The following is a 14,915-nucleotide window of genomic DNA, read 5'->3' as shown; positions in this document are numbered from 1 at the left end:
CACTATTATTGTTGTTTTACTTATATTTTTGACTCTGTAATCTGATCAAAATCAGGATAAGCCGAATGTTCTAAGTCATTACCCTTTTCCTGTGATAGCCGATATGCTAGCAGATGAACAGGCACAGTCATAAATAATGCCGTTAGCAATTCATCCGTTTTCACTTTCAGCTCCAAGTCATTTTCTTGTTTATTAACCGCTTCATTGGCATAGATGGTATAAACATGGTCTACGTGCTGGCGTAAGAATTTTTTCAGCCGCTCTTCGCGTTCCTGTAATTCACCATTAGGCTCTAGAAAGATAATAAAATCCTCACGCATTAGTCCTAAATACGGACCATGCATGTATTCTTCTAGCTCCTTACCCCAAGAGCTAATCCGAACAGCTTCGGTCGTCTTTGTTTCACCTTCACGACTAACACCATATGCGGAGCCATAACCAATAAATTGCAATCTCTTTGCCTTATTAAATTGAGGTAAGTTTTTATCAACCCAAGCTGAAGAACGCTTAATAACCTCGGACAGCTGGTGGATTACATTGTTAATCTGGGTAAAAATCTGGTCAAATTGATCGGCCGAAATTCGTCCCTTGTTTTTAGCAATCGTCAGCGAAATTAACATTAGATCCAGAATTTCCACACTGTAGCCGGCACTAACATATGGCATTTCTTCAACCGGCATCCCCATCATTAAGAGATTTTGGCTCACTTGTGCCACCGGGCTATCAGCTTCACTAGTAAGCGTATAAACCCGCTGGTTTAACTCTTGCAATCGCTGAACCAGCTTAACTACTGAGTAACTGTGCCCACCTTGAGAAATTGCGATGCAAAGCGTGCCTTGCTTAACATTCAACAAATAATTTTCTGCAATTGACGGCTCCTCAATTTGCACCGGCATTCCTAACACCTTACTCATAAAAGGCAAAGCGCCATATGCCGCATTCGAGCTTGAGCCGGTAGCATAGATTGTGACACTATCAATTTGTACTATTTCTGAAGCTGTAAAATACTTACCAAACAGTTGTTGATAATTAGCTAACACGTCTTGATAATACGCAGGTTCTAAGTGCACATAATCTTCAATACTTTTCACTTAAATAACTCCCTAATCAACTTAGCCTAACAGCCCTGACCAAGCACCAAAAATACCAATGGCAGCAATCAACAGCAAAATATACTGTGATTTCCAACCTTTACGATCTAACCAGAAGATAAAGAAGGTAAAGAGTAATGGCAGAATACCAGGAACAATTCCATCACAAATCTTTTGAACGGTTGTTGCCTCTGCACCACTACCAATCTTTAACGGCATTTTGAGTGTGACCATTGTGGCCACCATCGCGCCGACAACCGCTAAGCCTAAGACCGAAGCACCATAGGTCAGTTTATCCATTAAACCGGTTTTTTGAACCTTATCGATAAACGATGAACCAACATTGTAGCCAACAAATAGGCCATAGTAACGTGCTAATAAAGCAGGGATATTGAATATCAGTAAAAAGAGAATTGGACCAAGAATATTTCCTTGCAAGGCTAGCGAAGTTCCGATTCCCGTTGCAATAACACGCAATGTGCCCCAAAAGAAGGAATCTCCGATTCCACTTAATGGCCCCATCAATGCAACTTTAATGTTGTTGATCGAAGCGGCATCAAAGTCAGGGTCAAGTTCATTTTGCTCCTCCATGGCAATCGAAATTCCTAATGGAAAAGTGCTGAGCCAAGGTGTTACATTATAAAATTCAAGGTGCCGTTGATAAGCTGCCTTTAATTTTTCCTTGTTTTTACCATAAATCTTACGCAAGGCTGGAACCATTGAATAAGCGTAACCTAAGTTCATTTGGCGCTCATAATTCCAAGCCCATTCCATCGTAAACGAGCGCCAGAAGGTTTTCATTAAGTCCTTTCTGGTGAGCAGCTTAGAATTCTTCATCTTCATAATCAATGCCTCCATCATCAGTATTTTCTTTTCCACTATTTGAACTTGTCGCTGCATTAACCATTGGCTCACCCTTAAAAGCTGAATAGCCGGTTAAAATAAGGGCTAAGCAAGCACCGAAGATGGCAACACCAGTAACGGAAATCTTTAGGTAAACTGCTAAAGCAAAGCCAATAATAAAGAAAGTGGCATTTTTCTTGTTAATCATCATCTTCATTAATAAGGCAAAACCATATGCTGGCAGCAAACCTGTGGCAATTCCTAACCCATTAATAATAAATTGCGGTATTACTGCTAAGATCCCTTTAATTACTGGACTACCTAACACATAGGAAATGCCAACAACAAGCCCGATTGGCAAGTTAACGGAGAAAAAGCCGCCGAGGACATTCATCCGACTCACTCCGCTACCGTCACTTTGCTCGGCATACTTATCTGCACGGTGAACGAAGTACGGCAAGATAAAGATAAAGCATAAATTCTTAATTACTAAAACTAATGAGGCGATTGGAATCCCCAGTGTCAAAGCAACTGCCGTACTCTTACCAGCTTCAATGGCAAATGCCGTTCCTAAAACACTCCCAGAGATTATTTCTGGTGGAATCGCAGCACCAATAGAAAAGGAACCAACAAAAGCCAGCTCAAGAGTAGCTCCCATTATTATTCCTTGGTGCAGGTTTCCCAGCACTAAACCGGTCAACGTACATGTAACCAGTGGCCTAGATAGCATTGATGAGCCTAAGAAATACTCACCATTTCCCAACATTGCAATTAATGCCAAAATAATTGCAGTCAAATATACATTCATAACTTAGCTCCCACACTTTATTTATGAAATTCTTGTTTATCATCGCTTGGAACCTGCTGGATCCAAACCTCAACACCATCATTTTGTAATTCCGTCAATTCATCGGCTTCTTCCGAAGTCAAGTTGATGGTTTTGGAATAATTTTTAGTATCTGTTCTCGGCTTGGTGCCACCAAGGTTTAAGCCGGTGATCTTATCTCCAGTACCTTTAATCAGTTTAAAAGCATCTGCAACTGATTCCACTACGATCAGCATTTTATATTTATCAGTTACACCAGAATTAATTGCTTTAATACTGTCATCCACTGATTTCATAACCAACTTTGAATTTTCCGGTTTTGCCAGTCTAATCGCTGATTTACGAAAATCATCATGTGCCACATCATCATTTACGACAAAAATGGTATTAACATCCAAACTATTAAACCAGGAAACAGCGACTTGACCATGAACCAGCCGGTGATCTACCCTTACAAGCTTAATCATTTTCTATTCCTCCATTAATTAAAATCGATTGAGTACTTAGTTGTTAAAGCATCTTGCAGCCGGTACTCAACAGCTACAATTTTGCTATCATTAGTTGAAAAAAGATTGGTCGTCTTAAAAACAGGACCTTGTTTGTTAATCCCCAGCTGCTTGCTGACCTCATCGGTTGCTTTAATTAACTGAAAATCCTGAAACAGGTTTTCCGGTCGCTCTTTGCCTGCAGCAACAGCTTCAATAATTGAGGTTACTTTTAAGCAACTGGGATCAAAATCAGGAAATAATGCTAACGGAAGTAGTAACTTTTCCCAAGCCAACTGATTCTTAATCAGGGTAATAAATGAAATATAGTATAAAAGTTCATTAGAACTAATCTTAAAAATGTCGGCATAATACGGACCAACTAATCTTAAATAACTATCTTTAAATTTTATCATATCTGATGAGTCTAAATATGGTGGTTTAATAACACCAGTCATTTCCAAGATATTCTGCTTTGAAATGGTTGGTGCAACGAATAATCCACTACCCTTTTTGCGAACCACTTTTTTGGCCGCCACTAACTGATCAACAGCCTTCCTAATCGTGGTTCGGCTTACTTGGTAGAATTGCTGCAATTCGGCTTCGGTTGGCAAACTGCTTCCTGGAGCATAAATACCAGCAGCAATTTTTGCATCTAAGTCAGTATAAATTTCTTTAAAAAGCACTATTCTTCCTCGCGGTAATCATAAATATTGTTAGCAATAAAATGATATTTAAAACTGCTACCAATCAAATATTGGGTGGTTGCTTCCAGTGGTTCATCACTTTCTAAATAATTAAAACTATTAACACAGTATAATGGCGTATCTTGTGCGATCTTTAAGACTTCACTAATATTCTCATCAGCTAAAAAGCAGCTGATATTCTCTCTTCCGTATGCCGGTTTGAGCTGATAACGCTTCTGTAAGAATTCATACAAAGGCTTATTGGTAAAATCAACTTTTGCAAGGTCAGCAAACTTTTCGGCAGCAAGATAAACAATTTCATAGGTCAATGGAATACCAGACTTGAGTCTTATTCGGCTAATTTTAATTACCTGCTTAACTGAGGTGCCAAAGAAAGCCTGTAATCGCTTAGGTGTGGCAATTATTTGCGTTGCCACATGTTTGATTGCAACAGACTGGTCTTTTAACTCCGCAGTCATTGACTCCATTCCCAGCATGTTAATGTCGATCTTCGCGTTAGCAACCACCCCAGCCCGTTCCTTCACTACAACCTGATCTTCACTTTTCAGTCTATCCAGCGCGTGCAAAACGGCGTTGCGACTAACGTTTAAGTTGTCTGCTATCTCTCTTTGCGCCGGTAAAGTTGGTTTTTCTAATTTAAATTGAATTAAGTCCTGTAAATATTCTTGTGCTTGTGTAGCAGCAGTTCTTTCTTTATATTCCATTTTGCTTTTTGGTTCTCTTTTTAAAATAAATGTATTTTTTTGAAAAGAAATATGGTCAAAAAATGCATTAAAGCCGGCCTTTTTCTAAAATTAAATGATAAATCATCATTTTTCGGTACCAAAGTAATAGTAATCGCTTTCATTAATAGAGTCAATACTTTATTAAAACAAAATTAGCTAATTTATCTAAAAGGAAACAAAAAAAGCATTATTTACGCGTGATAACGCAAATAATGCTCTGTTCAATTTTTTAACTAGCCACTCTAATTACTGAAATATTTTAAACTTAATAATCTAATAAACGGTAGTAACGCCTAGTTTTGGCCGATTTTCCTGTTTTTACCGCATACATCTTAAACATTGTATCAAAGTAGTGATTTAAAGCATATGCTTCAACATATGTCCTAAGATCTTCATCAAATTCCGCTAAGTCAAACTCTTTGACATCAACTATTAACGGATCTTTGGCAAACTTAGTAACAAAGTCCACCACCCGCAAATCCTCTTTTCGATTTGCATTGCTATTAACTACAACACTTACAGGCTGGTTATTATCAATTAATTCAAAGGGACCATGGAAAAACTCACCGGAATTAATTGCTTGGGCCTTAATATGTTGAATCTCTTCGAGTAAATAATTGGCAAAACAGCACACTTCTCCCCAAACGGTTCCAGAACCGACCCACATCTGCATTTTGGTGATATCAGTATTGTTAACATGATTTAATGTTGCAGGAACCAGGTCCGCAATCCCAGCAGCAACTTTTGCACCCATTTCTGCTAGCTGTGACTTTTGCATTTTTAGCTGGCTTAAGCTGGCTTCTTGCGTAAAATTACTGATAAACCAACCTAATTCAAGAAGATTAGCATCTGTATCAATTGATTTAATCCGATAATCAACGACCCGGGTTTTTTCCAGGTGACTATTTTCATCGCCAATAAAACTGATAATGGTACATTGCGGTTTTTCTTTTTTAATTTGCTCAAGGGCAGCAACTAATTCTGTTGTTTCCCCAGTTTTAGTACCAGCCACAATTAAACTGTCTTCCGTTACTTCAGCGTCATACATCTTTACCAGTTCGTCTGGCGCAGCAATCATAAAGGGAATTGGTAATTTCTTAAACATCATTGGGCGTAAATCGACAAACTTGGTGTATGAGCCCCCACAACCAGTAAAGAAAATATTTTTAAATTTTTTCTGTCTTAATTCAGATAGAATTTGATCAACGTGATCCAACTCATCCACTGCAGCCTGATAATTATTTAAAAAATCTGTTTGATCAAAGTACATTTATTTATCCTTTCATTTTTTATGGTTTTAAGAAGCCACAAAATGTTCCTAAAATACTAATTGCTAGAATCGCTAATAATAGCCACATCATTTTGGCATGCTTTTTCTTTAACAGCCAAGCAATGAAAAAGGTAACCGCTAGCGGCAGTAAATCCGGCATGATTGAATTTAACAGCGATTGAATTGTTGCCGGATTTTTGCCACCACTCAATTGAACCGGCAGATTTATTACGACCATTGAGGCAACCATTGCTCCAATTACCGTATTGCCCAAGATATTAATAGCGTAGGTAATTGAATTCATTAATCCTGAAGCCATTTTATCAACAAAATTGGTCCCCAATTTATAGCCCCACATTGTGCCGTAATAACGGACCAGTAAGTTGGGCAGATTATAAATGAGAATAAATAATATTGGTCCTAAAATACTGCCTTTCTGCGCCAGTGAAACTCCGATTCCACTGGCGATAATTCTCAAGCTGTCCCAGAAAATCGAATCACCAATACCGGATAAAGGTCCCATTAAGCCAGTTTTCATCGTATTAATTGAGCTGGGATCAAATTCGGGATCATTGGCATTTTTTTCTTCCATTGAGGCGAGCACACCAGCAATAAACGGCGAGGTGGCCGAGGTACAATTAAAAAATTCCAGATGGCGCTTAATTGCATTTTTGCGGTCTTCCTTTTTGTCATAGAGCTTATTGATAATGCCAGTCATTGTGTATGCAAAGCCCATACTCATCATTCGCTCATAGTTAAAAGAGGCCTCCATTGGCATGCTTCGCCAAAAAATACCATTTAAGTCCTTTTTAGTTAGTTTCTTTTCTTCCTTTTTGATTGAATTGGTATTATTAAAAGTCATCTTCTTGCACCTCTGTCTCCTTAGCAGCACTCGCACCATTATTTTGATGAATCTCTTCAAGGATTAGATACATCATGCCAGCAAAAATCGCACCTATAATTGAGGCGGCAATCATATCAAGTTTCAAATATGCGGCACAGACGAAACCAATAAAGAAAAATGGTGCAACTTTTTTAGAAAAAGTCATATTAATTAACATGGCAAAACCCACGGCTGGTAAGATCTCAGTGGCTACGGTAATCCCATCAATCAAAAACTTGGGAATTAGTTTGACAAATGCACCGACCAGATTACTACCTAAGGCAAAAGAAATTGTTGTTACTAAGGCCATCATAATAATTCGCGTAAACGAGGCCCACAAATGCATATTACCAGCTTTTGAAACTTCACCTTTGTTGGCATAATCATCAGCTTTATGCGCCATTGCCGGAAAAATCACAACATATAGCAGGTTTTTAATGAGTAAGCCTAAGGTAGCAATCGGTAAAACCAAGGTTAATGCCACACTGACCCCATAACCATTTTTTAAAGCTAGCGCCGTTGCCAAAATGCCTCCAATAATTTCATCAGGAGGAACCGTTGCCCCAACACCCATCAAACCTAGAAACGCTAATTCTAAAGTAGCGCCGATAATCAGGCCTTGTTGGACGTTGTTAAAAATTAAGCCAATAAATAAACAAGTTACAATTGGTCGCCCAATAAACGATGAACCTAAAAAATCTTGCATGTTAGCAATTAAAGCGACCAAAAATATTCCAATAATTTGTAAAGCCATACTTATTGCCTCCAACTATTTAATTAACGATGAAAATTCAATATCAGAATCGCCTGGTGCCTGTTTAACTAGCACTTGCACGCCCTTATCTTCGAGTTCAGTTAGTTGCTTAATCTCTTTTTTAGTAACGTAAACAGACTTAGCAATATTAATTGCCCCGTCTTTGTCATTTGCCAAGCCTAGGTCAACTACCTTAATCTCTGGGACCTTCATTGCTAGCCGATAGGCATCCGTAATTGTTTCAACCACGATGAAGACGCGGTATTTATCGGTTACTCCACTAGCTATCGCTTTGGCTGAGTCTTCAATTGTTTTGAAAATTAACTTAGCATTGTCGGGCTTTGCCAGTTGAAATGTTTTCTTCCGAAAGACGTCATTTGCTACTTCGTCATTAGCAATCAAAATGGCATTGGCTGATAAGTTGTTTGTCCAAGCAAATGCAACTTGACCATGAAGCAAGCGGTAATCAATTCTCGTCATAGTTATCATTTTTCAATCTCCCTTTCATTAAAATTCGTCCTCTTCTGCAGTGCCAGAAAATTCAACTACCTGCAATCCTTTTTGACCAACCGCAATTAAAGCGGGTAATTTTTTGCGCACTGTTGCAAGTTCAACTTTTTGATTAGCAATAAAATTAACTAGCTCAATTACGAAAGGTAAATTCATCCCTGCAACAAGCAAGTAATTAGGATTCTTTTCTGCTTTTCGCATTAATTGACTATTAACCGATCCTCCAAGTAAATCAGTTACAAAAATTATTTGCTGTTCAGCAATTGGTGCAACTACTTTTTCAAATTGGTCGCTAAAATCATCTTCACCATTTACATAGGCGGTAAGATAATACAGCTTTTCCTGCTTCCCCATAATGAGTGAAACTGTTTCATACATTCCTTTGGCCAAGTTGGAATGACTTGCCAAGACTACTTCCATAACTTTTCCTCCCTTTCTGTTGTCTACAAAACTTAATTTAATCCCCGAAACTTTTTTAGGCAATATAAAAAGGAACCGCTTTCTCAAGTAGTTCCTTTTTTGCGACCAATATTGCAACCATTTACCGTTTGACGTTGATTTTATAGCTTATAAAGTCTGGGTTGTACCATGACTTCGTATATTCAACCATTTCATTTTTGGCTGTAAAACCACGGTATTCCAAAAATAATAAATACGCATATTTGGCTTGGTCTAAATGAATATTTTCGACAACAAATTCGTTATCATCTAGTGAGCGGGTTTCTATTTCAGTCTGAAAATTGACTGGCTTGTGATTTTGATAGTCCATGTAATCATAGAGGGACATTTTACTGAAATCATAGCGATGAGCATCTTCAAAAAGACGAAACGGAATATACGATTTCTGCACGGCAATAACGGTGCTATTAACTGACCTAGTTCGACATAATTCATAAAAAGCACTATCTTGGTTGGCAAACACCTGCGCCAATTCTGGATCATCATAAATTAATTTAAAAGACTCTACCCGGTTAACGGCCTGACGCTGATTTATTTTCATAATCTGGGTAAATGAATTCGGTGAATCGTCCCCGATTTCAAAAGCGTTATTAAGTGCCCCCTTAACCAAATAAGTGCCGTCACCACGGCGCTTTTCTAGAATATTATCTTCAACTAAAGAGTTAATAGCATTTTTAATCGTCGCCCTGGTATAGCCAAGTTCTTCAGCTAAGATTCGTTCATTCCAAATCTTGGCATTAGGCTTAAATTGACCAGTAGAAATTAAATTTAAAATTTGTTTTTTAGCATCTTGGTATAAAAATGAGCTCATCTTTTATCTCTTTTGTAATTTAAAATAGCCGGGTAGCATGGCATTTTCTTCATATCTAATTATTTCTTGGTCTTTGCTTTGAAAAAATGCCTTTCGCAGCAAGACTTGTTGTTCTGGTTCTTTATGATGATGCATAAGTAGTTTCTTTTCATCATTACTAGGCCAAGTTAGCATAATGTCATTATCAACTTTATCTACCTGCTGCTTTTGGTCTATCCAGGCTTCAACATCATGAAGTTGTGGTGGGAAAACCCCTGTCTGCGGAATTAATGACGTAATTATTTCAATTACTTTTTCATTTTTGGCAACAGTAAAAATTCGTTTACGCAATTGCGGAACATTTTTCTGAAAAATTGTATTATAAAAATTCGAGCCTGCTAGCACTTGATCAGAAAAAAGCACAACTTCCAATTGCTTATTTTTATTCTGGTTTTCAACGGGTGTTAAATATTTTTTTAAATCAATTATTTCCAATTCTTTTCTCCCATCAATTAAAAACCATTTATTACACAGTTAAAAATTTAATTCAAAATGCAGTTTACCACCATTTAGCCCCAGTACCAATGCTTATTTTAGGGGTGAACTTTTTAGAAACAAAAAATCTCCCGCTACAAGATACTTAATGCAACAGAAGATTTTTTAAAAATTAATTTTAGGCTTGGGCATTATTAACCAAATTTTTTTGATATTTAGCTAGTAAGCAAACACACCCAATAACAAGGGCTAAAATTCCACTAACTGAAAAAACATTTAACCCCATATTTTTAACTAAACTTGTCAACGGATTAATTACAAACGGACTGATTACGCCTCCGATAGAATAAATCGCCACATAGATTCCTAAAGCCATTGAAACACTATTATCAGCAACAGAGATTGAAATCAAATAGGGAAATTGTCCCATTGCAATGCTCATAGCAGCTCCTACCAAAAAGCTGCCAACAAAGACAATTAACAAAGAATGAAAGACGCCGATCAGTAAATACGCCAACCCATAGATAAAAAAGGAAAGTGCAATTGAAGAGTATTTAAACCTTTTGCCAATTAAACCAACGATTAAGCCGCATAACATGCCACCAATCAGGGAAATGGTTGAGGTAAAAGCAGCTTGCGTAGTGGCGCCGAGATGTTCATGAACAACAAATAGTGAAATATTATTATTGAGGACATTATTAAGCAGCATGGTTAAAAAGGCCCATAAAGCACTGTAAAAAACATATTTGTTAAGCACGATTTTGGTGCTTAGCCCGTCAGCTTGATTTTGCTCAAGCACTTTAGGTCTAAACGGAAGTAATACTAAAACAACTAACAGAATCAATAATGAAAATAGGTAAATCCAATAATTATTGACCCAACTACTCATTGAGGCAAGCTGACCACCTCCCATAATAAAGACAACACCGCCGATATTGATGAAAGTGGTCGATAATCCCATTGTTGACTCGCGTTCTTTTTTAGGTAAAATTTGTGAGATTAGGACTTGCGTTAAGTTTGTACAGGCACCTTGACCTAATCCAACTAAGCAAGAACAAAAGACCAAAAAAGCAAAGTTAGTATGAAATGCTAGTGGTAGCAAACCGCCGATAGTTACTAATAATATCGCTAAAAGCGTTAGGTTTTTCAGGTTAAACCTGCTGGCAGTCAATTTGCCAATGATAATTCCGGCCAGCATCATAAATAAATTCGGCAGTGAAGTTAGCATTTGCACACCAGTATTAGTTAGTGAAAAAGTTCGCGCAATTGCGGCGTACGATGGCGTAATTGCTAAGGCAGCCATCCCCATCATACTAACAGCTAATACACCAATTCTTGTTTTTGAAACGGAGACTTTTTCTTGCTTATCCATTAGTCAACCTGCTTTTACAATAATGCTCATAACCGCATTTCGTCCGGAAAAGACTGCATAACCAGCAGTGCTACCAGGAAGCGTAACCGCATATGTGTCACCCACCAGCATACCAGCGGCGTCATTACCTGCAGCATATAATCCGGGCAAAGGATAACCATAACTATTAAGGACAGCGCTGTCGTTATCAACACGGATTCCGCCAATTGCACAGGCCATACCAATTCCTAGTTCTACGGCATAAAATGGCCCAGTTGTAATTGGCGTCAAGTACTCTTTAGCCTTGCCAAAATCCGTATCGCGGCCTTGAGTCGTCAATTCATTATAGTGGGCAATTGTTTGGGCTAAACATGGTAAGTTGAGCTTTTGTCCTAGTTCCGTAATCGAGGCTGCCTTAGTCAAATACTTTTCGTGATTTGCTAAGTCTCGTTCGATTTCACTAGTTAAGTTAGCAAATTTAGCTGGAGAAACAGGTGAATTACCAACTTCCTTATAAAGACCCACATTAGTCAAATGATCAATTGCCATTTGGTCTAAAATTGAAAACGTCCGTGATTGGGTCAAAAGGGCACTTCCGGCGTGACACATATTGTCGTTAACATCCTCATTAATAAATCGGTTCCCCTGTTCATTTACCCATAAGATGGCTTCCTGGGTTGCAGCGGCAGCTAGTTGTGCTGGCATATGGACATAGGCGGGACGAGTTTTATCTAAAATAGCACCACCACCATACTGGATTGCACCCATTTGATAATGATCCGCGCCAGCTTGCCAAGCCAAGCGAAGTCCATCCCCAGTGGATTTACCATCACTAACTGAAAGCAAGCGTGTAGTGTTAGGGATCCTTTTTTTAACTAATTCCGGATTATCAACATAACCACCCGTAGCTAAAATAACGTTTGAGGTTGCAACTTCTCTGTACTGCCCAGTTGCCTCATTTTTTAAAAGCAAGCCGGTCACGTGACCATTGCGTTGTATAACTCGCTGGGCACTGATACTGTTAACAATTTCGACCCCATATGAGGTGGCTTTTTGCTGTAAAATTTCAACTACCGCGTGCCCACCGCCGGCAAAAGTATGAATAGTTGGCCAGCTTTTACCCTGCGGGCCCACTTTGCTAAAGTTAACTCCTAAAGAATGCAGCCAATCAATAATTTTGCCACTAGCTGAAAGATATTTGCGTAAATGTAGGGCATTGGCCTCATAATGAGAATAATTCAATTCGTCTTGTAGCAACTCACCAGCATCAATCGCGATGTTTTGCTCTTTTTGCAAATAACTATCGATGCCCATTGCGCCTTCAACGTAATTACCATCACCGCCAAGTGTTCGCCCTTTTTCGAGCACCAACGTTGTCAAATTACTTTCTCCGGCACTAACGGCAGCAGCGAGTCCCGCAAGACCGCCTCCCACAATGACCAAATCATAGTTTGTTTTTTCAGGAAACATTACTAACGCCTCCTTACTTCAAGCCGACAGAAACACCGCCATCACTTAAAATGGTTTGGCCTGTCATAAAGGTTGCTTGACTAGCAACGAAAACGAAGACTTTGGCAACTTCTGCAGCAGTTTCTGCCCTTTTCATTGGAACAGTTGGTAAAATTTTATCCAAAAAGCCACCTTCATTTAGCGGTGTTTTGGTTAAGCCCGGTGCTACACTGTTTACCCGAATATTCTTATCCGCATAATCAATTGCCGCTGCTTGTGTCATACCAATGATGCCGTTTTTAGCAGCATTATACGCGCCCATTCCACCCGGATTATAAACACTTCCGAGTGCACTGGTGTTAACAATTGAACCATAGCCTTGTTTCAAAAACAATTTAATTTCTTCACGCATGCATAAAAAGGTTCCGCGCAAATCTAAGTTCACAGTTTTGTCAAAATCTTCATCTGTCAATTCAGCAAATGGTTTTAGTACGCCACCACCGGCATTGTTCATCACATAATCAATCTTACCGTAGTCGGTAATAATTTCTTGCAGACCCTGTTTGATACTAGCTGTGTCCATAACATTTAAAACCAAGCCCTTAATTTTACCGGCGTACTGTTCGTTGAGTTTAGCAGCAACTTTAGTTACTTCTGGATTGTAGTCGGTCAACACAACATCGCTTTTTTGCTTAGCAAATTCTTCACTAATCGCAAAACCAATTCCTTGCGCAGCACCAGTAACAACAGCAACTTTTCCTTCTAACATCGTAAAAAACCTCCTAATTCAAACTTTTGATTGCTTCTTGTGCGGCAATCCACCCCGAAACGAACGCAAAACCATTTGCAATTCCTTCATAACTTGGATAACCATCCGAATATAATCCATTCGCATTATTACCAACGACGTAAATGTCTCTAATTGGCGAACCATCTTCTCTCACCGGTTGACAATTACGGTCCACATTTACACCATCTAAAGTTCCCAGAATGGCACAATGCTCACAAATAGCATAAAACGGGCCTTGAGTAACCGTGAATAACAGTTCTGCAGCAGGTTTTAAAAAGGTCTTATCCTGCTTTTGCTCAACTGCGTCGTTATATTTTGCAATACTCTTATCAAGCGCTTGTTGCGGCAAGCCCAGTTTTTGAGCTAGCTCTTCTAACGTGCCTGCCTTCACCACTTCGCCCGTTTTGACAGCATTGTCAAAGTCTTGCTGAATATTTGGTAAAGGCCCAACAGTTGTTTTTGGCGTTTGACCAACATCACAAAATTGGCGTTCGAATGTATCTTCCAGTCCTACTGTAGTCTTTTTAAAGGTATCAATTGTTGCTTGATCAACAATAACGTAATATTTGCCATTCACATTATGGGCAGCATTTCCCCACATAGCAAAATCGTAAACAACATCTTCGTTTACAAACCGGTTAGCTGTCTGATCAAGCCATAACAAAGGCAAGTTGGTCAATGCCTCGACAGAACTTTCCCGTCTCATCGGATTGATTGTTCGACTAGGCGCACAACCATGAGCAAACAGCACCGGATTATGGCGCGTGTCTGCACCAAGTGCTTGCGCAATTCTGATTCCCCTTCCGTCCGACTTGCGCTCACCTAAATTCAGAAATTCGGCAGCATCGGAATATTTTTGCTCAAGCATCATTTGGTTACCGCAGTAACCACCATCCGCAAAAATAACTTTTTCAGTTTTAATGGTAATTTTTTGCCCCTCTTTAGTTTGCGCAATGACTGCCGTTAAGCCGTTATCATATTCAACATCAACAGCTGCCGTCTCAAGTAAAACCTTGTTTCCAGCTGCGGTGAACAATGCGGGCAACTTATCCCAATTGGCCATTTTTTCGTTAAAATTATTAAACTTATGGTACACAAGCGGATCATCCAGATGCGCCTTTTGCTCACTTTGCTCAACGGTTACTGGCAACCCCATCTCGCTTAGACGGTCAATATTTGCCCCCGACTTTTGTAAAAAGCGACTGAGTAATTCGCCGTTAACAAAATAGTGATTATAATTGGTTAGACCGTTAAAGGCATCACGATAGCCATATTTTACGTGTCGCTTGTTTTGCTCTTGTGAATTAATGGCAAAAACACCATGGGCACCAAACTTTCCGGCACCCCCAACTTTATCGCCCTTTTCTAACAAAATAAAAGGTACTTTTCGTTGATAAAGTTCAAAGCAAGCTGAGATGCCGGATGAACCAGAGCCGACAACAACAACTTTAGTTGAAAAAGAATCCAATTGTAACTTCACCCTTTCT

General features: G+C 39.0%; 17 protein-coding genes. All 17 read right to left on the bottom strand.

Features of this window, described 5'->3' with window-relative positions:
* Positions 1-20 precede the first annotated feature (20 nt).
* Positions 21-1,091: an SIS domain-containing protein gene (locus tag GYM71_RS02830; protein ID WP_220220830.1), complete on the bottom strand. Its 1,071-nt coding sequence runs from the start codon at positions 1,089-1,091 to the stop codon at positions 21-23.
* Between the two features lie 21 nt (positions 1,092-1,112).
* Positions 1,113-1,934 carry a PTS system mannose/fructose/sorbose family transporter subunit IID gene (locus GYM71_RS02825; RefSeq protein WP_103751962.1) on the bottom strand — a complete coding sequence of 274 codons (822 nt, stop codon included), beginning with the start codon at positions 1,932-1,934 and terminating at the stop codon, positions 1,113-1,115.
* Positions 1,915-2,742 (bottom strand): PTS mannose/fructose/sorbose/N-acetylgalactosamine transporter subunit IIC, encoded by an 828-nt coding sequence (locus GYM71_RS02820; protein ID WP_103751961.1) that lies wholly within the window; start codon positions 2,740-2,742, stop codon positions 1,915-1,917. The genes GYM71_RS02825 and GYM71_RS02820 overlap by 20 nt, the downstream gene beginning before the upstream one ends.
* A gap of 17 nt (positions 2,743-2,759) precedes the next feature.
* Positions 2,760-3,227: a PTS sugar transporter subunit IIB gene (locus GYM71_RS02815; RefSeq protein WP_103751960.1), complete on the bottom strand. Its 468-nt coding sequence runs from the start codon at positions 3,225-3,227 to the stop codon at positions 2,760-2,762.
* 14 nt (positions 3,228-3,241) lie between these two features.
* Entirely contained in the window at positions 3,242-3,931 is a 690-nt protein-coding gene (locus tag GYM71_RS02810) for a GntR family transcriptional regulator (RefSeq protein WP_244986842.1), read from the bottom strand.
* The gene (locus GYM71_RS02805) at positions 3,931-4,656 is read right to left on the bottom strand and encodes a GntR family transcriptional regulator (RefSeq protein ID WP_220220829.1); all 726 of its coding nucleotides are present in this window, start codon (positions 4,654-4,656) and stop codon (positions 3,931-3,933) included. Before GYM71_RS02805 ends, GYM71_RS02810 begins: the two co-directional genes overlap by 1 nt.
* 286 nt (positions 4,657-4,942) lie before the next feature.
* The gene (locus GYM71_RS02800; protein ID WP_220220828.1) at positions 4,943-5,947 is read right to left on the bottom strand and encodes an SIS domain-containing protein; all 1,005 of its coding nucleotides are present in this window, start codon (positions 5,945-5,947) and stop codon (positions 4,943-4,945) included.
* A gap of 19 nt (positions 5,948-5,966) precedes the next feature.
* Positions 5,967-6,809, bottom strand: a complete 843-nt coding sequence (locus GYM71_RS02795; protein WP_220220827.1) for a PTS system mannose/fructose/sorbose family transporter subunit IID — start codon at positions 6,807-6,809, stop codon at positions 5,967-5,969.
* The gene (locus GYM71_RS02790) at positions 6,799-7,584 is read right to left on the bottom strand and encodes a PTS mannose/fructose/sorbose/N-acetylgalactosamine transporter subunit IIC (protein WP_220220826.1); all 786 of its coding nucleotides are present in this window, start codon (positions 7,582-7,584) and stop codon (positions 6,799-6,801) included. Before GYM71_RS02790 ends, GYM71_RS02795 begins: the two co-directional genes overlap by 11 nt.
* A 15-nt stretch (positions 7,585-7,599) precedes the next feature.
* Positions 7,600-8,073, bottom strand: coding sequence for a PTS sugar transporter subunit IIB (locus GYM71_RS02785; RefSeq protein ID WP_220220825.1), 474 nt, complete (start codon positions 8,071-8,073; stop codon positions 7,600-7,602).
* Positions 8,074-8,091: 18 nt separating this feature from the next.
* On the bottom strand, positions 8,092-8,514 hold the full coding sequence (locus tag GYM71_RS02780; RefSeq protein ID WP_220220824.1) for a PTS sugar transporter subunit IIA: 423 nt from the start codon (positions 8,512-8,514) through the stop codon (positions 8,092-8,094).
* A gap of 121 nt (positions 8,515-8,635) precedes the next feature.
* Positions 8,636-9,364 (bottom strand): GntR family transcriptional regulator, encoded by a 729-nt coding sequence (locus GYM71_RS02775; RefSeq protein WP_220220823.1) that lies wholly within the window; start codon positions 9,362-9,364, stop codon positions 8,636-8,638.
* 3 nt (positions 9,365-9,367) lie between these two features.
* The gene (locus GYM71_RS02770) at positions 9,368-9,838 is read right to left on the bottom strand and encodes a hypothetical protein (protein WP_220220822.1); all 471 of its coding nucleotides are present in this window, start codon (positions 9,836-9,838) and stop codon (positions 9,368-9,370) included.
* Between the two features lie 178 nt (positions 9,839-10,016).
* Positions 10,017-11,210, bottom strand: a complete 1,194-nt coding sequence (locus GYM71_RS02765) for an MFS transporter (protein WP_220220821.1) — start codon at positions 11,208-11,210, stop codon at positions 10,017-10,019.
* Between the two features lie 3 nt (positions 11,211-11,213).
* On the bottom strand, positions 11,214-12,659 hold the full coding sequence (locus tag GYM71_RS02760) for a vinyl phenol reductase (protein WP_220220820.1): 1,446 nt from the start codon (positions 12,657-12,659) through the stop codon (positions 11,214-11,216).
* Positions 12,660-12,672: 13 nt separating this feature from the next.
* Positions 12,673-13,407, bottom strand: coding sequence for an SDR family NAD(P)-dependent oxidoreductase (locus GYM71_RS02755; protein ID WP_220220819.1), 735 nt, complete (start codon positions 13,405-13,407; stop codon positions 12,673-12,675).
* 13 nt (positions 13,408-13,420) lie between these two features.
* Positions 13,421-14,896: an FAD-binding protein gene (locus GYM71_RS02750; RefSeq protein ID WP_220220818.1), complete on the bottom strand. Its 1,476-nt coding sequence runs from the start codon at positions 14,894-14,896 to the stop codon at positions 13,421-13,423.
* Between the last annotated feature and the right edge of the window lie 19 nt (positions 14,897-14,915).

This window comes from Lactobacillus panisapium (genome assembly GCF_019469265.1).
In the GTDB taxonomy this organism is placed as follows: domain Bacteria; phylum Bacillota; class Bacilli; order Lactobacillales; family Lactobacillaceae; genus Lactobacillus; species Lactobacillus panisapium.
This window is presented reverse-complemented; position numbering and strand designations above follow the sequence as displayed.